Origin of the sequence: Roseivivax marinus (assembly GCF_900109705.1) — a bacterium.
Classification (GTDB): Bacteria; Pseudomonadota; Alphaproteobacteria; order Rhodobacterales; family Rhodobacteraceae; genus Roseivivax; species Roseivivax marinus.
Window position 1 is genome coordinate 64,508 of the sequence record NZ_FOAI01000005.1, and the last position, 23,343, is coordinate 87,850.

General features: G+C 71.1%; 18 protein-coding genes. 13 read left to right on the top strand and 5 right to left on the bottom strand.

The genetic code is table 11. From position 1 onward, the window contains the following. Nucleotides 1-136: 136 nt before the first annotated feature. Nucleotides 137-868 (top strand): endonuclease/exonuclease/phosphatase family protein, encoded by a 732-nt coding sequence (locus BMX29_RS07840; protein WP_092811742.1) that lies wholly within the window; start codon nucleotides 137-139, stop codon nucleotides 866-868. A 125-nt stretch (nucleotides 869-993) separates the two neighbouring features. Here BMX29_RS07840 and BMX29_RS07845 read toward each other — a convergent pair whose 3' ends face one another. Next, nucleotides 994-2,652 (bottom strand): alkaline phosphatase family protein, encoded by a 1,659-nt coding sequence (locus BMX29_RS07845; protein ID WP_244889188.1) that lies wholly within the window; start codon nucleotides 2,650-2,652, stop codon nucleotides 994-996. Then, entirely contained in the window at nucleotides 2,628-3,389 is a 762-nt protein-coding gene (locus BMX29_RS07850; protein ID WP_092811746.1) for a CDP-alcohol phosphatidyltransferase family protein, read from the bottom strand. Before BMX29_RS07850 ends, BMX29_RS07845 begins: the two co-directional genes overlap by 25 nt. A gap of 114 nt (nucleotides 3,390-3,503) precedes the next feature. Between BMX29_RS07850 and BMX29_RS07855 the strand changes: the two genes are divergently transcribed. The 6 genes from BMX29_RS07855 (at nucleotide 3,504) to BMX29_RS07880 (ending at nucleotide 10,723) form a co-directional block, all read left to right on the top strand. Then, a complete protein-coding gene (locus tag BMX29_RS07855) occupies nucleotides 3,504-4,058 on the top strand; it encodes a cytochrome b (RefSeq protein ID WP_240093691.1) in 555 nt (184 codons plus the stop codon). Between the two features lie 86 nt (nucleotides 4,059-4,144). Further along, nucleotides 4,145-5,137: an ABC transporter substrate-binding protein gene (locus BMX29_RS07860; protein WP_092811750.1), complete on the top strand. Its 993-nt coding sequence runs from the start codon at nucleotides 4,145-4,147 to the stop codon at nucleotides 5,135-5,137. Next, nucleotides 5,127-5,930 carry an ABC transporter ATP-binding protein gene (locus tag BMX29_RS07865; protein WP_092811752.1) on the top strand — a complete coding sequence of 268 codons (804 nt, stop codon included), beginning with the start codon at nucleotides 5,127-5,129 and terminating at the stop codon, nucleotides 5,928-5,930. The genes BMX29_RS07860 and BMX29_RS07865 overlap by 11 nt, the downstream gene beginning before the upstream one ends. An 82-nt stretch (nucleotides 5,931-6,012) precedes the next feature. Beyond that, the gene (locus BMX29_RS07870; RefSeq protein WP_092811754.1) at nucleotides 6,013-7,593 is read left to right on the top strand and encodes an ABC transporter permease; all 1,581 of its coding nucleotides are present in this window, start codon (nucleotides 6,013-6,015) and stop codon (nucleotides 7,591-7,593) included. Beyond that, nucleotides 7,590-8,636 (top strand): glycosyltransferase family 4 protein, encoded by a 1,047-nt coding sequence (locus tag BMX29_RS07875; protein ID WP_092811756.1) that lies wholly within the window; start codon nucleotides 7,590-7,592, stop codon nucleotides 8,634-8,636. The genes BMX29_RS07870 and BMX29_RS07875 overlap by 4 nt, the downstream gene beginning before the upstream one ends. Nucleotides 8,637-9,169: 533 nt before the next feature. Further along, entirely contained in the window at nucleotides 9,170-10,723 is a 1,554-nt protein-coding gene (locus tag BMX29_RS07880; RefSeq protein ID WP_092811979.1) for a BCCT family transporter, read from the top strand. A gap of 34 nt (nucleotides 10,724-10,757) precedes the next feature. Here the strand turns inward: BMX29_RS07880 and BMX29_RS07885 are convergent, their stop codons facing one another. Beyond that, nucleotides 10,758-12,077 carry an MFS transporter gene (locus BMX29_RS07885; protein ID WP_092811758.1) on the bottom strand — a complete coding sequence of 440 codons (1,320 nt, stop codon included), beginning with the start codon at nucleotides 12,075-12,077 and terminating at the stop codon, nucleotides 10,758-10,760. A 239-nt stretch (nucleotides 12,078-12,316) separates the two neighbouring features. Here BMX29_RS07885 and BMX29_RS07890 point away from each other — a divergent pair, with 239 nt between their 5' ends. Beyond that, complete coding sequence (locus tag BMX29_RS07890) at nucleotides 12,317-15,115, top strand: bifunctional [glutamate--ammonia ligase]-adenylyl-L-tyrosine phosphorylase/[glutamate--ammonia-ligase] adenylyltransferase (protein WP_092811760.1); 2,799 nt, start codon at nucleotides 12,317-12,319, stop codon at nucleotides 15,113-15,115. 66 nt (nucleotides 15,116-15,181) lie between these two features. Here BMX29_RS07890 and eda read toward each other — a convergent pair whose 3' ends face one another. After that, nucleotides 15,182-15,829 (bottom strand): bifunctional 4-hydroxy-2-oxoglutarate aldolase/2-dehydro-3-deoxy-phosphogluconate aldolase, encoded by a 648-nt coding sequence (gene eda / locus BMX29_RS07895; RefSeq protein ID WP_092811762.1) that lies wholly within the window; start codon nucleotides 15,827-15,829, stop codon nucleotides 15,182-15,184. A gap of 50 nt (nucleotides 15,830-15,879) precedes the next feature. Continuing rightward, a complete protein-coding gene (gene edd / locus BMX29_RS07900; protein ID WP_092811764.1) occupies nucleotides 15,880-17,685 on the bottom strand; it encodes a phosphogluconate dehydratase in 1,806 nt (601 codons plus the stop codon). 509 nt (nucleotides 17,686-18,194) lie between these two features. Here edd and BMX29_RS07905 point away from each other — a divergent pair. The 5 genes from BMX29_RS07905 to BMX29_RS07925 all read left to right on the top strand — a co-directional run bounded on the left by BMX29_RS07905 (nucleotide 18,195) and on the right by BMX29_RS07925 (nucleotide 23,253). After that, nucleotides 18,195-18,827, top strand: a complete 633-nt coding sequence (locus BMX29_RS07905; RefSeq protein ID WP_092811766.1) for a DUF6778 family protein — start codon at nucleotides 18,195-18,197, stop codon at nucleotides 18,825-18,827. Between the two features lie 477 nt (nucleotides 18,828-19,304). After that, a complete protein-coding gene (locus BMX29_RS07910; protein WP_244889189.1) occupies nucleotides 19,305-20,564 on the top strand; it encodes an RSP_2647 family RNA methyltransferase in 1,260 nt (419 codons plus the stop codon). After that, complete coding sequence (locus BMX29_RS07915; RefSeq protein WP_043841704.1) at nucleotides 20,561-21,121, top strand: RSP_2648 family PIN domain-containing protein; 561 nt, start codon at nucleotides 20,561-20,563, stop codon at nucleotides 21,119-21,121. Before BMX29_RS07910 ends, BMX29_RS07915 begins: the two co-directional genes overlap by 4 nt. 83 nt (nucleotides 21,122-21,204) lie before the next feature. Next, nucleotides 21,205-22,077, top strand: a complete 873-nt coding sequence (locus BMX29_RS07920) for a DMT family transporter (protein ID WP_092811768.1) — start codon at nucleotides 21,205-21,207, stop codon at nucleotides 22,075-22,077. Between the two features lie 78 nt (nucleotides 22,078-22,155). Beyond that, nucleotides 22,156-23,253, top strand: a complete 1,098-nt coding sequence (locus tag BMX29_RS07925; RefSeq protein ID WP_043841702.1) for an ABC transporter ATP-binding protein — start codon at nucleotides 22,156-22,158, stop codon at nucleotides 23,251-23,253. Nucleotides 23,254-23,343: the final 90 nt, after the last annotated feature.

The window sequence follows — 23,343 nt, forward strand, 5'->3', positions numbered from 1 at the left end:
GCGTTTCGGCGATCTCTGCCCCCGATCGGATCATTGCGGACCTTCGGACCCGGCGCCGACGCCGCGCGGGAACGGCGAGTCTCCTCCTCGTGTTCGGTTTCGAACGCCCCCCGGGGGGCTGCGAAGGGGGGCGCCCATGACGGACCGGGTCTCGATCGCGGTGTGGAACATTCATCGCACGCGCGGCGCCGATGGGCGCTGCGACGCGGAGCGTGTGATCCGGGCGCTGATCCGGGATCTCTGCACGCCTCCGCCGGACCTGCTCGTGCTGGTCGAGGCCGATGCCGAGGTGCGTCCCCATCGCGGCTGTCTCGACCTTGAGCGGATCGCCACCGAGACTGGCCTGACCTCGCTGCATCTCGGACCGAACCTGCTGTGGGGGCCGGAGAGCCACGGCCTGCACGGGGTCGTCGTGCTTGGAGGGTCCGATGTGGTCGTGCAGGACGGCCGGCTGGTGGACCTCGGCGGAGTCTGTCCGCGCGGGGCCGTGGTGCTCGACCTCAGACTTCGCGGACATGCCCTCCGCTGCGCTGCCACGCACCTGTCACTGGTGCAGGGCCTGCGGGTGATGCAGATGCGCACGCTGGGACAAGCGCTCGAACGGATGCCACCACGCCCGCTGGTGCTCGCGGGCGATCTGAACGAATGGCGCCCCTGGAGCGGATGGGCGCTGTCGGGGCGGGTCGTGGGGCGGCACGTGCGTGGCCCCTCGCGGCGGACGTTTCCCGCCCGGTTGCCGGTGCTTCCCCTCGACCGGGTGCTGGCGGAGCCACCCTTGAGTGTCGAGACCATGGAGGCTGTCGATACGCCGGCCATCCGGGCGGCTTCCGACCACCTTGCCGTGCGGGCGACGGTGCGCCTGCGCTGAGCGGGATGCGCTTGATGCGTCGCTGCGGGGCCGACCGTGGACACCCTGGTATTTGCAGGCCGAGGCAGACATCGCGCGTCGTTCGGGTCCCTCTTCGACCCATTCGCCATGCGGGCTGACAGCGTTCAGTTTGTGGCCCCGTCGTTGGACTCTGTCGTGGTGAAGGCCCTCACGAAACGGTCGCGCAGGGCGGCCATCGGCCAGCCGGGCGCGGTCTCCTCCGGGATCAGGCCGTCGCTCCATCCCCAGTCCGCAATCCGCGCCACCAGATCGGGCGGGCCGACGAGGTGGACCGGCGTGTCGGGCGAGGATGTCTGGGCCACGAAGCCTGCAGGGGGGTGGTCGCCGATCACCACCACGAGCGGCGCGCCGTCTGTCTCGGCGATCCAGTCGAAGGTCGCGCGCAGGGAATGGTCTATCGCAAGGCGGTACTGGTCTCGGACCCGGTCGCGGTCGCGCCAGACCACCGAGGGCGGATCGCCCGATTGTGCCTGCGCGTCGAAAATCGTCCCGTCGCCCAGCCGGTCCCACGGCACCATCTCGGCCACGGGGGTCCACGGCGCATGGCTGCTGGCCAACGCCACCTGCGCGAAGAGGCGCGGGCGTCCATCGTCGGACCGCAGCAGCCGGTCGAGTGCGCCGAGCGTGAACTGGTCCGGCATGGTCACCCAGTCGAAAGGCAGGCCGCGATAGCCGAGATCGGCCGCGGGCAGGACCGTGTCGAACCCCATCGTGTCCGCCTCGGGCCATGCGAGCGTGATTGCAGGCATCACCGCAGCGGTGCGGAAGCCCGACGCTGCGGCGAGATGGTAGATCGTTTGCCTGTCCGACCGCAGGGCGGCCGAGTAGCGCGCGGCGGTGTTCACCGTAAGGCCGTTCATCACCGTGGCATGGCTCAGCCAGCTCTGCCCGCCGCGGGTCGGCGCCCGAAGGTAGGCCGACCGCATGGCAAGCCCGCGCTCGCGCAGTCGCCCCTCTGCGGCGGCGAGCGTCGCGCGGTGGGTGGGCGCATAGAGCGGAACGTCGATGCTGGACCGGCCGTAGCTTTCCACGAAGATCACCACCACGTCCCGGTCTATCCGGTCGAACAGGTCGTCGCGGCCCGCGAAGCGGTCGGCCTCCGCGAGCCGGTCGAATTCCCTCAGGTCTGCCCAGGTCCGCGCGACCATCCGCGCCTTCTCGACGCCGGTGCGGGCGGTGAAGGCCGCGCCGGGCGGATCGACCGGCAGGGACCAGCGCCCTGTCGCGGCGCCGATCTCGGCCACGGCGACGCTTGCAGCGATGACGGCCGCACCTCCGGCCAGGCGGCGCGGGGCAGGGCGGAGTTTGACCTGGCTCCAACGGCCGGTGGCCCACCATAGCAGCGTGGCGGCAAGCGCCAGCGCGACGCAGGCCCCGACCACGACGAGGGCGGTGGCCGCCGCGCCGAGGCTCCCGTCCAGAAGGCGCAGACCCGCGACGGCCAGCCGGGCGTCGCCCACCGGGTTGAACGCGCGGCTGAAGGCGGTCTGCATCGACAGGTCGGCGATCTTGAGGACCGACAACGTGACTAGGGTCACGACGATCCCCGCTCGGACTGCGCGTGTGGCGCGCGCGCGGGGCGGCATTGCCAACAGGCCGAGCAGCAGGGCCGGCAGCTCGAGCGGGACCAGCCGCAACGCGCCGGGCGTCATCGCGCCGGGATGGTTCGGCAGGATCAGCACGAGGTGCAGCAGCAGCGCCGCAAGCACCAGCGCCGCGCCGCGCCGCACGGCCTGCATCAATCGCGCGCCGCGCGCAGCCAAAGCACGTCACGTCCGAACGACCACGCCAGCGCGGTCGCGGTCAGGGCCGCCAGCGCCACAGCGGCACCGGTCGGGACGGAGGGCGCTTGAAGCGCAATAAGAGCGCCGATCTGAAGCACGCAGACCGCCTTGCGCGACAGCCGGTCGGGCAGCGGACGCGCGAGCCAGGGCCAGGCCCATGTCGCAGCCACGAATGTGTAGCGCGCGAGCCCGAGTGCCAGCACCCAGCCGCCCAACCGGTCGGCTGCAAGCGCCGCGAGGACCAGCGCCAGCGCGGCGTCGGTCTCCATGTCGAAGCGGGCACCGAACGCCGAGGCCATCGCCGTACGCCGCGCCAGCCAGCCGTCGATCCCGTCGAGCGACAGGCAGCCGACCGCCACAGCGACCAGCGTCCAGCCCGGCGGTGGCGGCGGCCCGAACAGCGCGGTGGCCATCAGCGCGACCAGCGCCGCGCGGGCGAGCGTCACAGCGTTTGCGGGTCCGAAACCGGCATGGGGGGCGTGGCGGGCGAAGAGCGCGGCGACGATGCCGAGCAGCGCGGCGAGGCCGCAGAGAGCGCCGGCCCGCGCGGCGACGAGGCTCTCGGGAAAAAGCCCGGCCTGCGCGACCGGCAACACCAGAAGGAACAGCGCCCCGAGGCATGCGATCTCGGCGAGTCCACGGGGCAGGGCGGCAAGGCGTCCTGCCGTGTGCCGCAGCGGCCGGGCCGCGCGCATTTCCTGGGGATCGAATGACATATTCGCGAAATGCTTCCGCTGAACGGGGCGTCAAGCGGGCGGAGGGTTCCTCGCGGGTCGTTGAACGCGAGCGGCGCGGCGCTACCTTTGCCGCAATCATCGACGGAGGCGCCCTTGGACGCGCGGGACCCGGTCTACACTTCGACGGCACGTGCCTTTCACTGGCTCACGGCCATCGTCGTCTTGGCCATGATCGCCGCCGGGGCGGTGATGATCCGCGAGGGCCTGCCGCGCCCGGTCCAGAACACGCTCTTCGTCTTTCACAAGAATGTCGGCACAATTCTCTGGGTGGTGGTGCTGCTCCGGCTGGCCTACCGCGCCTCCTCGCCTCCGCCGCCGTTGCCCGACAGCGTTCCGGCCGTGCAGCGCGCCATCAGCCGCGTGGTGCACGGTGCGCTGTATGCCCTGCTGATCCTGATGCCGATCGCGGGCTACGTCCGGGTGCGTGCCGGCGGTTTCCCGATCGAATGGCTCGACGCGCTGGGCGTGCCGGTCTTCCTGCCCAAGTCCGAGCAGCTGGCCGAAGCCGCGAAGACCGCGCATTTCTACGGCGCCTGGGCCATCAGTCTCATCGCGGCGCTCCACATCGCGGCCGCGCTCTACCACGGGATCGTGCGGCGCGATGGCGTCCTCACGCGGATGTGGCCGGCGCTCGCCCCCCGGCGCTGAAACAGCGCGTCGCGGCGCTTGCCGCATCGTCGCAACGGCTTACTGTGCCGGGGACGCATCCGCAGAGCGAGAGGGAGAACTCATCCATGCGCATGGCACACCCCACCCGCCGGCACGTGCTGGGCGGTCTCGGCGCGGCCGGCCTTGCTGGGCTGGCACCGCGTCGCCTGCTGGCGCAGCCGACGCCGGTCTCGCTCCAGCTGTCGTGGCTGCACTCGGTTCAGTTCGCCGGCAGCTACATCGCGCAGGAGAACGGATGGTGGGCCGAGCGCGGACTCGACGTGTCGCTGGCGCCCGGGGGGCCGAATGCCCCGGTCGAGCCGCCTGTCGTGTCCGGTAACGCGCTCGTCGGGATCTCGGCGGCGGACTACACCGCCGCGGCGGTGGCCGAGGGCGCGCCGTTCAAGATCCTCATGGTGGCGATGCAGAAAAACCCGTTCGTGGTGGCCTCTCTGCCGGACAACCCGGTGAACGAGCCCGCCGACCTCGTCGGCAAGTCGATCGGCATGGCGCTCGCGAATACGCCGGTGCTCGAGGCGCTCTGCCGCATCAACGACGTGGATATCGACGAGATCGAGATCGTGCCGACGCAGTATTCCGCCGCGCCGCTCCTGTCGGGCGAGGTGGATTGCCTGCTGTGCTGGGAAACCGACCTGCCGGTCGCCATGGCCGTCCAGGGGCAGGAGAGCGTGACAATGCTGATGGCGGACCACGGCTATTCCGTTCATTCGCAGACCTACATCGCGACCGAGGACTCCATCGCCAACCGCCGCGACCAGCTTGTCGCGCTGTTGGCGGGCGAAGTGCAGGGTTGGACCCGCTATCGCGAGGACACCGAAGCGGCGGCGCAATTGACGGTCGACAGGTTCCCCGATGCCGGCCTCGACATCGAGACGCAGACGCTGCAGGCCGAGCGGCAGGTGCCGCTGATGTTCTCGGACCTGACCGACGAGAACGGCTTCGGCTGGTGGACCGACGAGACGGTTCAGGCCAACATCGAGACGCTGGCACTTCTCGGGCGCGATGTATCGCCCGACCTCTGGGACCGCTCGATCCTCGAAGAGGTTCATGGCCAGTAGCGTCCCCCCGCCGCCGCCCGCCATCGCCCTCGACGGCCTCGCCAAGACGTTCCCCGGTGGGGTGGAGGCGGTGGCGCCCACGACCCTCACGCTGGAGGCCGGGCGTACCACGGCGCTGGTCGGCCCGTCCGGCTGCGGCAAGTCCACGATCCTGCGGCTGATCGCGGGGCTCGAAACCCCGAGCGCGGGCGGCGTGGACATCGCCGGCGAGCCGCCGCTTGCGATCCGGCGCCGGGGTGAGCTGGCCGTCGCCTTCCAGGATCCCTCGCTGCTGCCCTGGCGCAGCGTGCGCGGCAACGTCGCCTTGGCGATGACCCTTGCGCGGCGCCCGACGGACCCGCGCGCCATCGACAGGCTGATCGACCTCGTGGGCCTCGGTGGCTTCGGCGACACGCGGCCCGGCGCGCTGTCCGGCGGGATGCGCCAGCGCGCGGCCATCGCGCGCTGCCTCGTGACCGAACCGCGGCTCTTGCTGCTCGACGAGCCGTTCGGCGCGGTGGACGAGCTGACCCGCCGCCAGCTCGCGCAGGACCTACCGCGCATCTGGGAGGCGCGCGGCACCACGACGCTGCTTGTCACGCATTCGGTGAGCGAGGCCGTGACGCTTGCCGACCGCATCCTCGTCTTCTCGCCGCGTCCCGCCACCGTGGTGGCGGACATCGACGTGCCGTTCGAGCGCCCGCGCGCGCCCGGGCTCGCGACACGGCCCGAGGCCATCGCGCTGGCCGAGCGGGTGTCTTCGGCGCTGGCCGAGGGCCGCGCCGCGCGCGAGCGGTCGCTGGCGGCGCAATGAGCGACGAGCGTTTCCGCACGACCGAAGGTCTGCCGGCCGGAGCGTGCTTCGGCCGTCCCGCCACGGCCCGGACGGTCTGTCGATGAGCGCGATCGCCTCCGAGGCGCCGCGCCGTTCGTGGCGTCCACCAGCCGCGGTGCTTGGCGTGCTAGCGATCCTCGCGGTCTGGGAACTGTCGGCCCGCGCGCTGGCCGGTGCCTACCTGCTGGCCGGGCCCAGCGATGTGACAGCCTACCTGTGGCAGAACGCCGGGCTGATGGGCCGGGCCCTGCGCGCGACGCTGGCCGAGGCGGCCGCGGGCTTCGTCATCGGCAACGCGGCGGCGATCCTGCTGGCGGCGCTCGCGTTGCTGTGGCCGCGCGCGGAGCGGGGTATCGCGGCGCTGGCGCTTCTTGTCTTCTGTCTTCCGCTGGTGGCCACGGGGCCGATCCTGCGGGTGCTCTTCGGGCCGGGGCCGGGACCGCAGATCACGCTCGCCGCGCTCGCCGTCTACTACACGACGCTGGTGCCGCTGCTCGTCGGGCTGCGCGCAGCACCATCCACCTGGTTCGACCTCGTGCACAGCTACGGGCGCGGGCGTCTGGCCGAGTTGTGGCACATCCGCGCAATGGCCGCGTTGCCCTACCTCTTCGCCGGTCTCCAGATCGCCGCCCCGGCGGCCTTCCTCGGCGCGATGGTGGGCGAGTTTACCGGCGCCGAGCGCGGCATGGGCGTGCTGACCATCCGCGCCATGCGCGCACTGGACGTGGAAGCCACATGGGCGCTGGCCGCCGTTGCGGCGCTGGTGTCGATGGCCGCCTACGGTGCGTTCGGCTGGCTCGCGCGGCGAGTGCTGACGGAGGCGCCGCCGGTCATCCTCGCCGCTCCGGGAGGTGCGGCGACACCGCGTCGGGGGGAGGGCCTCGCGCGTATCGCGGTCGTGACGGTGCTGGCGCTGGCCCTCTGGTGGGGCCTGCTCGAGGCGTTCGGCGTCAACGCCTTCTTTGCCAAGCGCCCGGACGATGTCTGGGCGTTCCTCATCACCGCGCCAGACGCGGGCGAGAACCGTGCCACACTCTTCGGTGCTCTGGCCGAGACGGCGGTCTACGTGCTGCCGGGCTACCTCGCCGGGCTGGCGCTGGGTGCGGGGCTTGCCGTTCTGCTGACTCTGTTGCCGGCACTGGCCGGGGCGGCCATGCCGGTGGCGATCGCGCTACGCTCGGTGCCCATCGTGACCACGGCGCCGCTGATCGTTCTGGTGCTCGGGCGCGGTGCCACGGGCACTGTCGCGCTGGTGGCGGTCATGGTCTTCTTTCCGACGCTGATCGCCTGCCTGCACGGGCTGCGGCAGGCACCGGGGCAGGTGCTCGACGTGTTCGACGCCTATGCGAGCGGACGCTGGCGGCGTCTGGTCCACGCACAGGTGCCCGCCATGTGGCCGGCCTTCTTCGCCACCGTGCGTATCGCGGTGCCGGCCGCGGTCCTGGCGGTCACGGTGGTCGAGTGGCTGGCCACGGGCCGCGGGGTCGGCGCGCTCATGGCGCTGTCGGCGTCGCTGTCGGACTACGGGATGCTGTGGTCTGCGGTGGTCGTGGTCGCGGTGCTGTCCTGCGCGCTTTACGCCGTGGTGGCGGCGGTCGAGGCGCGCGTGCTGGCGATCTACGCCGCGGAGCAGGGCCGATGACCGCGCCCCGCATCGTCTTCGCCATTCCCGGCGACATCGACACGCTGACGGGGGGCTACATCTACGAAAAAGCCGTGCTGGAAGGCTTGCGGGCCGAGGGCCGCGCGGTCGATCACCTCGCGCTCGGCGGTGGCTTTCCCGATCCGTCGCCCGCAGAGATGTCCGAGGCCGTCGAGGCGCTGGTTGCCGCCGACGCGCCTCTTCTGCTCGACGGATTTCTTGTCGGGGCGACGGACCCGGCGGGCCTCGCGCGGGTGCGCGTGCCGATGGTGGGGATCGTCCATCACCCGCTGGCCCTCGAGACGGGCCTCTCGCCCGAGCGGGCCCGGCATCTCTTCGAGACCGAGCGCGCGAACCTTGGTCGCATGGCGCACGTGATCGTGCCCTCCGCCCACACGCGCGAGGTTCTGGTCACGCGCTACGACGTGCCCGGGCGCAAGATCACCGTCTGCCCGCCGGGCGTGCGCCGCCCGTCCGGACCACCCATGCCCGACGCGGGGCCACCGCTGGTCCTGAGCGTCGGCACGCTGCACCCGCGCAAGGGCCACGACACGCTGATCGAGGCGCTGGCGCGGGTCACCGATCTCGACTGGCGCGCGGTGATCGCGGGACCGGCCCTCAGCCCCGACTTCGCCGACGACCTCGCCGCCCGCATCGCCCAGCCTGACCTCGCGGACCGCGTGAGCCTCGCCGGGGCGCTGCCGTTCGACGCGCTCGACGCGCTCTGGCGCAAGGCATCGGTTTTCGCGCTGGCGACACGCTACGAGGGCTACGGCATGGTCTTTGCCGAGGCGCTGGCGGCCGGTCTGCCCATCGTCGCCGGGAACGGCGGCGCAGTGCCGGAGGTCGTCCCCGAGGGCGCCGGCCGGCTGGTGACGCCGGGCGACGTGGCGGGTTTCGCCGCCGCCCTGCGCGAGATGCTGGGCGAGGGGCCGGCACGCGCCGCCGCCGCCGAGGAGGCCAGACGGGCCGGCGCGCGCCTTCCCGACTGGCCGGACACCGCAGCGGCGATCGGCCGGGCAGTCGACCGAGTGACGACGTAGCGCGCCCGACGCACCGGGGTGACAGTCTCGACCGGGTAAGTGTCGCAGTATCGTGCCCGGGTCGGCGCCACCTGACCGCTGCCTCACCGCGACCGAATGCAGATGCCGGATGCCTCGGCCGAGCGGGACCCAAACCGGCGCGCTCCGACAGATCCGACTGTGCCAATGCCCGGGCTGGCTTCGCGCTGACGCTGGACCGACGGAAAGCCGCGCCGTCCGCCACGGTAGCGGTCGCACGGTGGCGCGGGGCCAATCAACCGAAGGCGATGCCCGGGACGGACAGCTACGGCCTGGAGCGGGCGCGACGCGATGCGGACTTCGCCACTGGCCATGGCCGACGCATGGCCTAGCTTTCCCGCGATCCCCCGGTTGACCCGTCCCTGCGTGCCGCGTAGGGCGCCCGACCGCACCGCGAGCCGGCGGCCTGTCCGCCGATGACCCATTCCAAGCGCGAGAGACGACGCGCACCGTTCTGACGACGGCCGGCGCCCCACATGGCGATCCGCGGCCAGAAATTCCTCCGAAAGGACATCATGACCGACACGACTCACGTGGACGCCCCCGAGGGGCGATCCCGCCCGCTCGACTGGTCCCTGCTCATCATCACCGGGGGCTTCGTCGCGCTGTTCTGCGCGATGGCCCTGATCGACATGCCGACGCTCGGCGCGATGGTGGACGCCGCCTTCGCGTTCTCCGCGCGCTTCTTCGGCCTCTACTGGCAGATCCTGCTGCTGGCGACATTCCTGATCGGGCTGGCGCTGTGCGTCCTGCCCGGCGCGGCGACGCGGCTCGGCCGGCTGTCGCGGCCCGAGTTCTCGACCTTCCAGTGGGGGTCGATGATCATGTGCACGCTGCTTGCCGGCGGCGGCGTATTCTGGGCGGCGGGAGAACCCATCGCCCACTATCTCAGCACGCCGCCTCTGTTCGGCGACCTTTCGGGGCAACCCGAGGCACGCGCGGACGCGGCGCTGGCGCAGGGCTTCCTGCACTGGGGCTTCCTCGCCTGGGCGATCCTCGGCGCGCTCGCGACGATCATGCTGATGCACTACCATTATGACCGCGGCCTGCCGCTGGCGCCCCGCACGTTGCTCTATCCCGTGTTCGGAGAGCGCGCCCTGAGAGGGCCCATCGGCCTGATCGCGGACGCGTGCTGCATCATCTCGGTGATGGCCGGCACGGTCGGACCGATCGGCTTTCTCGGGCTTCAGATGGCCTACGGCCTCAGCGCCCTGTTCGGTGTGCCGGACACCTTCACGACGCAGGCGGTGGTGATCCTCGCGCTCGTGGGCATCTACTCGATCTCGGCGGTCACGGGGCTGTCGAAAGGCATCAAGATCCTGTCGCAGTTCAACGTCATCCTGGTCTTCGTGCTGCTGGTCTACATGCTGCTCGCCGGTCCGACCGCGGACATCCTCGACAGCTTCGTCGGCGGCTTCGGCACCTACATCGCCAACTTCCTGCCGATGGCGCTCTTCCGCGGAGAGGCAGGGGCCTTCGGCGACAGCGCGTGGCTCGGCTGGTGGACGGTGTTCTTCTGGGGCTGGTTCATCGGCTACGGTCCCCTGATGGCGGTGTTCATCGCGCGGATCAGCCGGGGCCGGTCGATCCGCTCCATCGTGCTGATGCTGTCGATCGTGGCGCCCATCGTCACGAACTTCTGGTTCACCATCATCGGCGGCTCGGGCATCGCGTTCGAGCAGATGAACCCCGGCGTGATCTCGGAGCCGTTCGACGGCCTGAACCTAGAGGCGGGGCTTCTCGCGATCACGCAGGCCTTCCCGGGCGGGTTCGTCGTGTCGGTGGCGTTCCTCGTGCTGACCATGGCCTTCGTCGCGACCACGAGCGACTCGATGAGCTACGTGATCTCGTCGGCGATGTCGGACACCAACCCCTCGACCCTGCTGCGGGCCTTCTGGGGCCTGGTCATGGGCGTGATGGCGCTGATCCTGATTTCGCTGGGTGAGGGCAGCGTGTCCAAGCTGCAAAGCTTCATCGTCGTCACCGCCGTGCCGGTGTCGCTGATCCTGTTGCCGACCCTGTGGGACGCACCCCGCATCGTATTTCGGCTCGGCCGCAAGGCAGACTGATGCACCGGGCCGGTGCCGCCGCGTGCGGCCCCGGTCAGTCGCGGGGGGAGGGCGTGACGTCTTCCTCCGTCGCGGCGGCCTCTTCGGCAGCCGCCTGTTCGGCCGCCTCGTCTTCGGCCTCGGCCTTCTCCACCGCCCACGCACCCGCGGCTTCCACCGCGACCGGCGAGGCCGTCGGCACCACGTAGAGGTAGGTGTCGGTGTCCTCGACCGGCACGTTCGCCCGCTGCGTCATCCGGTAGAGCGCGTAGAGCGCGATCGCCGCGAAGACCGCCCCCAGCGCCAGCCAGAAGGCGAACGGCCCGCCGTACTGCATCGCCGCGCCGGTTCCCATGGGGCCGAGGATCGCGCCAAGCCCGAAGGTCAGCACCAGCCCGCCCGACGCCGCCGCCATGTCCTCGGGCGCGAGGGTGTCGTTGGTGTAGGCGAGAAAGAGCGCGTAGAGCGGCGTGGTCACGCCGCCCGCGAAGAACGCCGCCGCCATCAGCGCCCAGAGCGTGCCGCCCGCCACCCAGGCGAGCCCGCAGCACACCGCGCCAAGCGCGGCGGAGGCGAAGATGAGAATACGCCGGTCCGTGCGGTCCGACAGCCAGCCGATCGGGTATTGCAGCACCAGCGCGCCCCCGAACAGCATCGCCACGAAAAGCGAAATCTGCTCGGCCGTCATGTCGATCTGGGTGCCGAACACGGCGGCCATGCCCGACTGCGTCGCGTAGACCGCGCCCAGCAGGAAGATCCCCACCGTCCCGAGCGGCGAGCTTCGGAACAACGCCCCGAGGGCCATCGGCCGGGCGACCTGCGCCGCCGGCACCTGCGAGGCGGTCAGCAGGATCGGCGCGAAGGAGACAGACACCAGGATCGACGCCCCGATGAACAGCGCCGAGTTCGCCGCATCGCCCAAGGTCAGCAGGCCCTGCGCGCCGATGATGCCGAGCGTCTGCGCGATCATGTAGGCCGCCAGAACCTTGCCGCGCGTCTCGTTGGTGGAGGCGTCATTGAGCCAGCTCTCGGCGGTCACGTAGATCCCCGACATGCAGAACCCCACGAGCAGACGCAGAAGGGTCCACGCCCATGGCTCGGTCACCAGCGGGAAGGTGATGAGGCCCGCCGACATGAAGCTGCCGAGGGCCGCGAAGACCCGAACGTGGCCGACGCGGCGGATCATCACCGGGCTGAGCCGCGCGCCCGAGAGGAAGCCCGCAAAGTATCCCGAAGTGACAACCGCGAGCTCGGTGGCCGTGAACCCTTCGATCCCGCCGCGCAGGCCGATCAGGGTGAAGTGCATGCCGTTGCCCAGCATGATCAGGACGATGCCCAGAAGCAGGGCCCAGACTCCGGACAACGTCTTGAACATGGTGCGTCCCCCTGCGGTGCGATTGTGCCTTCGCGTTCCGCGCAGAGGGCCCGGAGGTGGGCTCGCTTGTCAATCGCCGGACGGATGATCGCTGGCTCAGATGTACCTCCGGAGCTGGAGAGGGCGCGCCGGTGCCCGTGAAGGCAGCGCCGGAACGACGCTTTCCACGGCACGCTCGCGCCGCAACGCCGCAACGACACGGCATTGCACCCGCGGCCGAAGCGTGGCCACCTGCGGCCATGAGCTTCGCTGACCGACTGACCCGCCTTCCGCGCCCCTACGATTCCGAACAGGCCGAGGATGCCGCCCGCGCCGCACCCTGGGCCGAGGGCGGTGTGGCCGACCTGGTTCGGGGGGCCGGTGGCACCAGTCCCTACCTGCAGACGCTGATCTCGAAGGAGGGCGACTGGCTCGAAGGGGCGCTCGACGATCCCGAGGGCGCGTTCCCCGGGCTCTGTGCCGAGCTCGAGGCCACGGCGCCCGATGACCTGCCGCGCACGCTGCGGCAGGCCAAGCGGCGCGTGGCGCTTCTCGCCGCGCTCTGCGACGTGGGCGGGGTCTGGCCCCTGGAGACGGTGACGGGGCTGCTGACCGAGTTTGCCGACGTCGCCACGGGCCACGCCATGCGCGAGGCCGTCGCCCGAGAGATCAAGCGCGGCAAGCTGCCCGGCGCGACCGAGGACGATGTCGTCACCGCCGGGGGCATGGTGGCGCTTGCCATGGGCAAGATGGGGGCGGGCGAGCTGAACTATTCATCGGACATCGACCTCATCTGCCTGTTCGACGAGACCCGCTTCGACCCCGACGACTACCACGAGGCGCGCGCGTCCCTGGTGCGCGCGACGCGCCGGATGTGCACGACGCTGAGCGACTTGACCGGCGACGGCTACGTCTTCCGCACCGACCTGCGCCTGCGCCCCGACCCGTCGGTGACGCCGGTCTGCATGGCGATGGACGCGGCCGAGACCTATTACGAGAGCCTCGGCCGGACGTGGGAGCGCGCCGCCTACATCAAGGCCCGCCCCGCGGCCGGCGACGTGGAGGCGGGCGCGCGCTTCCTCGATACGCTGCGTCCGTTCGTCTGGCGGCGGCACCTCGATTTCGCCGCCATCAAGGACGCCCACGACATGCGACTCAGGATCCGCCAGCACAAGGGACTGGGCGGGCCGATCACACTGCCCGGCCACGACATGAAGCTCGGCCGTGGCGGCATCCGCGAGATCGAGTTCTTCACCCAGACCCGGCAGCTCATCGCGGGCGGGCGCGATCCGGAGCTGCGCGTGCGCGGAACGGTTGAGGGGCTGGCCGTGCTGGCGCGCAAGGGGTGGGTCCCCGAGGACGCCGCCACCACGCTCACCGACGCGTACCGTGCCCACCGCGAGGTGGAGCACCGCGTCCAGATGATGCGCGACGCCCAGACCCACGCTCTGCCGGGCTCGGACGACGAGATGGAGCGCCTGGCGTGCCTCATGGGGCAGGGTCGGGACGAGCTGGAACGCGAGGTGCGCGAGCGGCTCGAGACCGTGCACGACCTGATCGAGACGTTCTTCGCGCGCGAGACAGGTGGCGCCCCTGCCGACGAGCCCGAGGAACCTTTCGGCGAGGAGATCACCGCGCGCTGGCCCGGCTACCCGGCGCTGCGCTCGGCCCGGGCGGTGGAAATCTTCGACCGGCTGCGCCCGGACATCCTGCGCCGCCTGCAGGCGGCCGCGGCGCCCGACGAGGCGCTGCTCGCCTTCGACGGCTTCCTCGCGGGACTGCCGGCGGGAGTGCAGGTGTTTTCGCTTTTCGAGGCCAACCCCCAGCTCATCGACCTGCTGATCGACATCGTAACCGTTTCGCCGGATCTCGGACGCTACCTGTCGCGCAACGCCGCGGTGCTCGACGCCGTGATCGGCGGCGACTTCTTCGCCGACTGGCCGGGACGGGACGTGCTGCGCGAGGGGCTCGACCGGGTGCTGGCGCGCGAGGAGGACTACGAGGCCCGTCTCGATGCGGCCCGGCGCTGGGGCAAGGAATGGCACTTCCGCGCGGGCGTGCATCTCCTGCGTGGCCTGACCGACCCGCAGGAGGCCGCGACGCACTATGCCGACATCGCCGAGGTCACGCTTGCGGCTCTCTGGCCCGTGGTGGTCGACGAGTTCGCCCGCAAGCACGGGCGCCCGCCGGGAAAGGGGGCGGCGGTTCTGGGCATGGGCAGCCTCGGCGCGAGGCGGCTGCACGCCCGCTCGGACCTCGACCTGATCGTGATCTACGACGCCGACGGCGTCGAAGCCTCCGAGGGGCGCAAGCCCCTGTCCTCGCGCGCGTATTACGCGCGCCTCACGCAGGCACTGGTGACGGCGGTGACCGCACCCATGGCCGAGGGCCGTCTTTACGACGTGGACATGCGCCTGCGGCCGTCGGGAAACCAGGGGCCGGTGGCAACCTCGCTGTCCGCTTTCCGGGATTACCAGGCGCAGTCGGCCTGGACGTGGGAGCATCTTGCCCTGACCCGCGCACGGGCCGTGGCCGGAACGGAGGAGATCGGCGCTGCAGCCGAGGCGGTGCGCGGAGATGTTCTCGCCATGACGCGGGATCGGAAGAAGGTCGTGGGCGACGTGGCCGAGATGCGGGCGCGGATCGCGGCGGCAAAGGATCGTGGAGAGACGTGGGATCCCAAGATCGGCCCGGGGCACATGCAGGAGATCGAGCTGATCGCCCAGGCGGGCGCGATCCTCGACGGATGCGGCGCGCGCGACGTGCGCTCGGGCCTCGACGCGGGCGCCCGGACCGGCTGGCTGACGAAGGAGGCTGCAACGGATCTCGCCGACACGCACGCTCTGCTCTGGGCGGTTCAGATCGCGGCGCGGCTTTTCGGCGACGGGGTGATCGACCCCGACCGGCTGGGAGAGGCGGGAGCCTCCATGCTTCGGCGCCTGAGCGGCACCGAAAGCCTCGACGCGCTATCGGACCGCTTGGAGGCCAGCACCGCCCAGGCGGCGGCCCATATCGACGCGGCGCTGGGCGCACAGGCGACAGAGGCCGAAGAATTTTAGTTAAAATTCTTCGGCATACCGCCGACCGCGCGCAGAATTTTACCTAAAATTCTGCGCGCCACCCGGTCACGTCGCGGCGAGGGCGGCCGCCTCGCGCGCGAGAGAGGTGATGCCGTCCCAGTCGCCCGCCGCCATCTTGTCCTTCGGCGCCACCCAGCTTCCACCGACGCAGAGCGTGTTGGAGAGCGACAGGTAGTCGTGCGCATTCTTCAGCGACACGCCCCCGGTCGGGCAGAAGCGCACCTGCGGCAGCGGCCCCCCGATCGACTTGAGCGCGGGGGCGCCGCCATTGGCCTCGGCAGGGAAGAACTTTTGCACGGTATAGCCCCGCTCGAGAAGTCCCATGACCTCGGTGGAGGTGGCCGCTCCGGGTAGCATCGGCAGGCCGGCGGCCTCCGCCGCATCGAGCAGCCGGTCGGTCGCGCCGGGCGACACGCCGAACGTCGCGCCGGCGTCCACGGCGCGCGCCACGTCATCGGGGGTGAGCAGCGTGCCCGCGCCGACATGACCGCCCTCGACCTTCGCCATCTCGCGGATCGCGTCCAGCGCGGCGGGTGTGCGCAGCGTCACTTCCAGCACAGGCAGACCGCCGGCCACGAGGGCCTCGGCGAGGGGGCGGGCGTGGGCCACGTCCTCGATCACGAGCACGGGAATGACGGGCGCGAGACGGCAGAGCGCCTCGGTGCGGTCGCTGGCGTCGGAGGGGGTAATCATGCGGTCGGTGTCTCCGGTCGGATTTCGGTGGTCAGGGTCGGCGTGGCGGGTCAGACGACCACCGCCGCGCCGTTTGTGGCAAGGCCCACGTTCTGGCGGAAGGCCTCGAACAGTTCGCGGCCGACGCCGTGCCCGTTGTCGCTGAGATCGGCCTCGACCGGCGCGCGGTCTTCAAAGCCGGGCTCGAGGCAGGCGATCTCGCCGCTCACCGCGTCAACCCGGACCATGTCGCCATCCTGGAGGCACGCGATCGGGCCGCCCTTGGCTGCCTCGGGCGAGACGTGGATCGCCGACGGCACCTTGCCCGAGGCGCCGGACATGCGCCCGTCGGTCACCAGCGCGATCTTCAGCCCGCGGTCCTGCAGCACGGCCAGCGTCGGCGTCAGCGAGTGCAACTCGGGCATCCCGTTGGCGGACGGCCCCTGGAAACGGACCACGACGATGGTGTCCTCGGTGAACTCGCCAGCCTTGAAGGCGTCCTTCACCTGTTGCTGATCGGTGAAGATGCGCGCCTTCGCCTCGATCGCATGGCGCGAGGGGTCGACGGCCGAGGTCTTCATCATGCCGGTCCCGAGATTGCCCGACAGCTGTTGCAACCCGCCGGTCTTCTGGAACGGATCCGAGGCGGGCCGCAGGATGCGGTCGTTCTGGGTCTCGCCCGCGCCCGTCTGCCAGCGGACGCCACCGTCGGTCAGCACCGGCTCCTCGCGGTAGCGCGAGAGGCCATCACCCGCGATGGTCTGGACGTCCTCATGCAGCAGCCCGGCGTCGAGCAATTCTCCGATCATGTAGGACAGCCCGCCCGCGGCGTGAAAGTGGTTCACGTCGGCAAGGCCGTTGGGATAGACCTTGGCCATCAGCGGCACCGCGTTCGAGATCTCGTCGAAATCCTCGAGCGCAAGCTCCACCCCGGCCGCGCGTGCCATGGCCGGCAGGTGCAGCACGAGGTTCGTGGACCCGCCCGTGGCCATCAGACCGACGATGCCGTTCACGAATGCCTTCTCGTCGAGGATGTCGCAGACCGGGCGATAGTCGTTGCCGAGCGCGGTGATCTCGGTCGCGCGTTCGGTCCCGGCCACGGTCAAGGCGTCGCGCAGCGGCGTGTTCGGGTTGATGAAGGAGGCGCCGGGCAGGTGCAGGCCCATGAACTCCATCAACATCTGGTTCGAATTCGCGGTCCCGTAGAAGGTACATGTGCCGGGTCCGTGATACGACGCCATCTCGGCTTCCATCAGCTTGTCCCGGCCAACTTCGCCCGCGGCGAACTGCTGGCGGACCTTGGCCTTCTCGTCGTTGGGCAGGCCGCTCGTCATCGGACCCGCGGGCAGGAAGATGCCGGGGATGTAGCCGAAGGTGGCCGCGGCGATCACGAGACCCGGCACGATCTTGTCGCAGACGCCGAGGTAGAGAGCGGAGTCGAACGTGTTGTGCGACAGCGCCACGCCCGCGGCGAGCGCGATCACGTCGCGCGAAAAGAGGGACATCTCCATGCCGACCTGGCCCTGGGTCACCCCGTCGCACATGGCCGGCACTCCGCCCGCGACCTGCGCGGTGGCACCCTGCGCGCGCGCGGCCTCGCGGATAATGTCGGGGAAGCGCTCGAACGGCTGGTGGGCCGAGAGCATGTCGTTGTAGGCGGTGACGATGCCCACGTTGGGCGCCCGGCTCTTGGCCAGTGCGTCCTTGTCATCGCCCATCGCGGCATAGGCGTGGGCCTGGTTGCCGCAAGTCAGGTGTGCACGGCGTGGTCCCTCGTCGGCGGCCCGGCGCATACGGTCGAGGTAGGTGGCGCGGCGTGTTTCGGACCGTTCGCGGATGCGGTCGGTCACGCGGGCGATGGTGGCATCGAGGGTCATGGGCGGCTCCTTGTCCCGTCGTCGCTTCCCCGGGCCGGGGCGAGGCCCGAGGCGGTCACCGCTGACATAAGCGCGTTAGCGGTAACAGTAAAGGACCGGGTGGGCCGTGGGTTCGAAGCGCGGCGACGGGCCGGCGGTGTTGCCCGGAATCACGGCCGTGTGGGGGCCTTTGCAGCGGCGACAGGTTGCCGGGTGGGGGCGAGGCGCATCCGGACCGCAGCGTTGAAGCGCGGCGTCTGTGCCGGGACTTCTTCTCTCCGCGCGAGGCGTGAGCCACGTTTGCGAATTTCGTGTCCGAACGGGTCCGCGGTCGCCGTCACTATCTGAACGAGAGACCGCAGACAGAGGCGCCTCGACGGTCGGTCAACGGCCAACGACCTTGGACGACCTCGCGCCACGCACCTGCAACGCCACTACGGCGTTCCTCGAAAAACACTGTTTCCGCCGAAAAGCCGCCCAAAATCAGCGGCAACGCTGGGTCGACAAATTCACGAACACGGAGTTGCACGATGCGAACGGTGGGTATTCTCGGACTTCTGGCCATTGGCCTTGGCGCCTGCACCAGCCCGGACACGGCGAGCCGCGGCGCTGCGGGACCGGACTACGGCCTCGTGGCCCCGGTGACGGAGCCTGTCGCCCTCGCAGGGTTCGACGTCACGGTGCCCGCGCACCTGACGGTGTCGGAGGCCAACGCCTACCTCCCGCGCGGCGAGATCGTCTGGCGCGGCGATCCGGCAGGCGACCGGCACGCGCAGGTCGCGGCGCTTTTCCGCGCCGGTGCGGCGCGCGCTCAGGCGGGTCTCGCCTCCGGTCGTCCGGTGACAATCGGGATCGAGGTGCGCCGCTTCCACGCCATCACCGAGAAGGCCCGCTACACCACCGGGGGCGTCCACCACATGGTCTTCGACCTTGCGGTGCGCGACGCCGAGACCGGGGCGCTCGTTCGCCCGGTCAAGACGGTGACAACCGACATCGTCGCCTATGGCGGACGGAAGGCCATCGAGGCCGAGGCGCGTGGCGAGACGCAGAAGGCGCGCCTGACCGCACATATCGCCCGCGTCGTCACCGAGGAACTGACTCTGCCCGGTGGCCACCGCAACGCACGGCTCGGGCTGATCCAGGCGCTGAACCGGGGACTCTGACGGATCTGTGCCCAAGCCGAGGCCCGGGGTGAATTGTGGGCGTATGCCTGATGCTTTCTGGCGCCTGAAGCGGTGGCCGGGAGATCGGACCGGTTCAGGCCGCCTGGTCCGGTCATGGCGAGGGCGCGGGTCGGCGCCCTAAGGGACTGCTGCCGACACCGGCCATCCGCGTCGCGGGGGCGGATGCGCCCGGTCAGCTGAAGGCGCTCAGCGTCGGTCGCAGCGCCGCCCGTGACCTGGCCTCGGCGGCCGGCCGGGGCGCTCAGGGACGTGAAGCGAACCTTTGCCGGGGCGTCTGAAGGTGCGTTCCGCAGCGCCAACGCGCGACGCGAGGCAGGGGTAGTTGCTTACAGCGCGCTGCCTTGGGGCACCGAAGAAGGGGCCCCACCACGCGGTCATGGCACCGGATCACCCGGATCGGTGTCGTGTCTTCGATCGCGCTTTTCTCGGATCGCGGCGCGCGGTAGAGGGGGCGGCATGATGCCGCCCCATGACACCGACCCCGACACGCCAGCCGCCGCAGCGCCCGAGACCGGAACCGACGGTCCGGCCCCGCTTCCCGTGGTGCGCCTCAAGCCCAAGGCCAACGCGCGTGCCGTGCGCCGGGGCTTTCCCTGGATCTTCGCCGACGAGCTGGTGACCGACCGGCGCACCCGTGCGCTCGCACCGGGCACCATCGCCTGGCTCGAGGACGCCGAGCGCAAGCCGCTCGCGCGGGTGGCGGTCAACCCGAATTCAAAGATCATCGCGCGGGTGATCGACCGCGAGGGGCGTGGCATCCCCGATCACGACTGGTTCGTCGCCCGTCTGCGCCGGGCCCTGGCTCTGCGCGAGGCGCTCTACGACCGGCCGTTCTACCGCCTCGTCCACGCCGAGGCCGACGGCTTGCCCGGGGTCATCATCGACCGCTTCGGCGACATCGCGGTGATCCAGCCGAACGCGGCCTGGGCCGAGCTCCTGCTGGACCCGCTCGCGGAGGCGCTGGCCGAGGTGACAGGGGTGACCACGATCCTCAAGAACGCGGGCGGTCGCGGCCGGACGCTGGAAGGGCTCGATGACGCGGACGCCGTGCTGGCGGGCGCAGCGCCCGACGCGCCGGTCCCGGTCGAGATGAATGGCGCCACCTACATGGCCGACCTGACCGGCGGGCAAAAGACGGGGCTGTTCTACGACCAGCGCGAGAACCAGGCCTTCGCGGCGCGGTTCGCGCGCGGGCATGACGTGCTCGACGTGTTCAGCCACGTGGGCGGGTTCGCGCTCGCGGCCTTGGCGCACGGGGCACGGAGTGCGCTGTCCGTGGACGGCTCCGCCCCGGCGCTGGAACTGGCCGAGGCCGGGGCGCGTGCCTCGGGCACCGCGGACCGCTTCGAGACGCGCCAGGGCGACGCCTTCGACGTGTTGGCCGCCCTCGGCGGCGAGGGACGGCGCTTCGGCCTGGTGATCTGCGATCCGCCGGCCTTTGCGCCGGCCAAGCCCGCGCTCGAGGCGGGCCTGCGCGCCTACGAGCGTGTGGCGCGGCTTGCGGCCCCGCTGGTGGCGCCGGGCGGCACGCTGGTGCTGTGCTCGTGCTCGCACGCCGCCGACTTGGCTGCGTTCCAGGGCGCGAGCCTGCGCGGCATCGGCCGGGCCGGGCGCCGCGCGCAGCTGCTCTATACCGGGCAGGCGGGGCCGGATCATCCGCTGCTGCCGCAGCTGGCCGAAACGGGATACCTGAAGGCGCTCGTGTTCCGCCTGTGAAGGTCCTGATCGACACCAACGTTCTCTATCCCACCGTCATGCGCGAGGTGGTACTGGGCGTCGCCGCCACGGGGGCGTTCACCCCGCTCTGGTCGGCGCGCATCCTCGAGGAATGGGCCCGGGCCGCGCGCAAGCTGGGGCCCGGCGGCGAGGACCAGGCGCGGACCGAGATCGCGGCGCTGCGCCAGCGCTGGCCGGACGCCGAGGTGGACTGGCCGCCGTCGCTCGAGGCGCGGCTCTGGCTGCCCGACGGCAACGACGTGCATGTCCTTGCCGCCGCGATCGCCGGCTCGGCGGACCTGATCCTGACGCTGAACGCACAGGACTTCCCGCGCGGCACGCTGCGCGAGGAGGGTCTGGACCGGTCCGACCCCGACGCGTTCCTCATGCGCTGCCGCGAGGATGCGCCCGAGACGGTCGCCGCGGTGGCGCAGTCGGTCCTGACCGAGGCTCGCGCGCTGTCGCACGACGACTGGACGCTGCGTGCGCTCCTGAAGAAAGCGCGCCTCCCGCGCCTCGCCAAGGCGCTCGATCCGCCGGGGGCGGCACGATCTTAATTAAGATCGTGCCGCGTGCCGGGCCGTCCACCGCCGCACAATCTTAGATAAGATTGTGCGGCCCTCACCGAGAGACCAGCGAAATGTCTGACGAGACACGCCGCGCCAGCCTGATCGTGGTCACCACCGGCATCCTGTGGGGCCTCTACTGGATGCCGGTCCGTGCGCTGTCCGGCGCGGGCCTCGGCGGGGCGTGGGGCACGCTCGCCATCGTCGCTGCTGCGGCGCTCTGCCTCGCGCCGCTGGTCCTCGCGCGCCGCCGCCTGAGCGGCCTCGACACGGGCGGCGTCGCGGCCACGGCCCTGGGTGGCGCGGCCTTCGTACTCTACTCCGTGGGGCTCGTGCACGGGCGCGTGGCGGTCATCATCCTGCTGTTCTTCCTCACCCCGGTGTGGAGCGTGCTGATTGGCCGGGCGCTGGGGTGGCCGACACCGGCACTGCGCCTTGCCGCCATCGCCGTGGGACTCGCCGGCCTCGCGATCATGCTCGGCGGGGAGGGGCAGGTGCCGTTGCCGCGCGGCACGGGCGAATGGCTGGCGCTTGCCTCGGGGCTGATGTGGTCGGTCGCCACCACCGGCATCCGCCTGCGCCCGACGCTGCCGGCGCCCGAGGCGGCCTTCGTCTTTGCCTGCGGCGCGACGCTGGGCGCGGTGCTGCTGGCGCCGGTTCTTGCCGCGCCGCCGCGGGCTGCCGACCTCGGGGTGGGCACCGTCGCGATGGCACTGGGCGCCGGCGCGCTCTGGTGGGGGCTGTCGATGGCAAGCCTCATGTGGGCGACCTCGCGGCTGGACCCGGCGCGCGTCGGCCTCCTGCTCATGTCCGAGGTGCTGGTGGGCGCGCTGACCGCCGCCTGGGTCGCGGGCGAGCGTCTGAGCCCGACCGAGTTCGCCGGCGGCGCGCTGGTGCTGTCCGCGGCGATCCTCGAGCTCTGGCCGGTGCGCGCCCCGCGCGGCTGAGCGAGCGGTGCCTGCAACTTGCGCCCGGCGCGCGCCGCTGGTAGGCCCCAAACCCGACCCTAATCATCGGACTTAGCGATGCAGCACGCCGCGCGCGTCGACCCCCCGAGACTGGAGATCCGCAACCTCACCCGCCGGTACGAGGGCCGCGTGGTCGTGGACGACGTCTCTCTCGCGATCCCCGCGGGGCAGGTGACCTGCCTGCTCGGTCCCTCGGGCTGCGGCAAGTCGACGACGCTGCGGATGATCGCCGGCGTCGACATGCAGGACGAGGGCACGATCCACGTGGACGGCGCGCTTGTCTGCGACACGCAGTTCCGCATCCCGCCCGAGCGCCGCTCCATCGGTTTGATGTTCCAGGATTTCGCGCTGTTCCCGCACCTGTCGGTGGCAGCCAACGTGGCGTTCGGCCTGTCGGGTCCGAAGCGGGCGCAAGAGGACCGGGTGCGTGGCCTGCTCGCGCGCGTGGGGCTCGAGGGCTATCTCGACGCCTTTCCGCACGAGCTGTCGGGCGGCGAGCAGCAGCGTGTCGCGCTGGCCCGCGCGTTGGCGCCGCAACCGCGGATCATGCTGATGGACGAACCGTTCTCCGGCCTCGACAACCGCCTGCGGGACGGCATCCGGGACGAGACGCTGGAGCTTCTGAAGGAAGAGGGGACGAGCGTCCTTCTGGTCACCCACGAACCCGAAGAGGCCATGCGCATGGCCGACGAGATCGCGCTCATGCGGGACGGCCGGATCGTCCAGCAGGGTGCGCCCTACAACGTCTACAACGCGCCGGTGGACAAGGCGGCGGTGGCGTTCTTCAGCGATATCAACGTGATCCACGGCGTCGTTCGCGGGGCGCTCACCGACACGCCGTTCGGCCAGTTCCTGACGCCCGGCCATCCGGACGGCGCCCGGGTCGACATCGTGTTCCGCCCGCAGCACGTCTCGATCGACTTCGACCGGGGCGGGCGGGGTCCGAGCCCCACGGCGCAGAACGGCACCCCCGCGCGCGGCGTGGTCGAGCGCGCGCGCTTCATGGGGTCCGAGAGCCTCGTGGAGTTCCGCATGGACCATGACGGCGAGGTGCTGCGCGCGACGGTGCCGAACGTGTTCATGCCCGCGGTCGGCACGCCGATGTGGCTGTCGGTGCGGCGCAACCGCTGCTTTGTTTTCCCCACGGGCACCTGAGCTCGCGCCCGTCTCGCGGAAAACGTGCGGCGGAGTGAAACCGTTCGCTCCTGCGCTGCGTGTGTTCGATATCACTCGCGGAGGTGCCGC

Bases quoted from the DNA above. Each gene is read 5' to 3' on its own strand.
- BMX29_RS07860 (WP_092811750.1), top strand. From the start codon at position 4,145: ATGCGCATGGCACACCCCACCCGCCGGCACGTGCTGGGCGGTCTCGGC.
- edd (WP_092811764.1), bottom strand. From the start codon at position 17,685: ATGACCCTCGATGCCACCATCGCCCGCGTGACCGACCGCATCCGCGAA.
- BMX29_RS07905 (WP_092811766.1), top strand. From the start codon at position 18,195: ATGCGAACGGTGGGTATTCTCGGACTTCTGGCCATTGGCCTTGGCGCC.
- BMX29_RS07925 (WP_043841702.1), top strand. From the start codon at position 22,156: ATGCAGCACGCCGCGCGCGTCGACCCCCCGAGACTGGAGATCCGCAAC.
- BMX29_RS07865 (WP_092811752.1), top strand. From the start codon at position 5,127: ATGGCCAGTAGCGTCCCCCCGCCGCCGCCCGCCATCGCCCTCGACGGC.
- BMX29_RS07880 (WP_092811979.1), top strand. From the start codon at position 9,170: ATGACCGACACGACTCACGTGGACGCCCCCGAGGGGCGATCCCGCCCG.
- eda (WP_092811762.1), bottom strand. From the start codon at position 15,829: ATGATTACCCCCTCCGACGCCAGCGACCGCACCGAGGCGCTCTGCCGT.
- BMX29_RS07870 (WP_092811754.1), top strand. From the start codon at position 6,013: ATGAGCGCGATCGCCTCCGAGGCGCCGCGCCGTTCGTGGCGTCCACCA.
- BMX29_RS07890 (WP_092811760.1), top strand. From the start codon at position 12,317: ATGAGCTTCGCTGACCGACTGACCCGCCTTCCGCGCCCCTACGATTCC.
- BMX29_RS07910 (WP_244889189.1), top strand. From the start codon at position 19,305: ATGATGCCGCCCCATGACACCGACCCCGACACGCCAGCCGCCGCAGCG.
- BMX29_RS07920 (WP_092811768.1), top strand. From the start codon at position 21,205: ATGTCTGACGAGACACGCCGCGCCAGCCTGATCGTGGTCACCACCGGC.
- BMX29_RS07885 (WP_092811758.1), bottom strand. From the start codon at position 12,077: ATGTTCAAGACGTTGTCCGGAGTCTGGGCCCTGCTTCTGGGCATCGTC.
- BMX29_RS07875 (WP_092811756.1), top strand. From the start codon at position 7,590: ATGACCGCGCCCCGCATCGTCTTCGCCATTCCCGGCGACATCGACACG.
- BMX29_RS07850 (WP_092811746.1), bottom strand. From the start codon at position 3,389: ATGTCATTCGATCCCCAGGAAATGCGCGCGGCCCGGCCGCTGCGGCAC.
- BMX29_RS07840 (WP_092811742.1), top strand. From the start codon at position 137: ATGACGGACCGGGTCTCGATCGCGGTGTGGAACATTCATCGCACGCGC.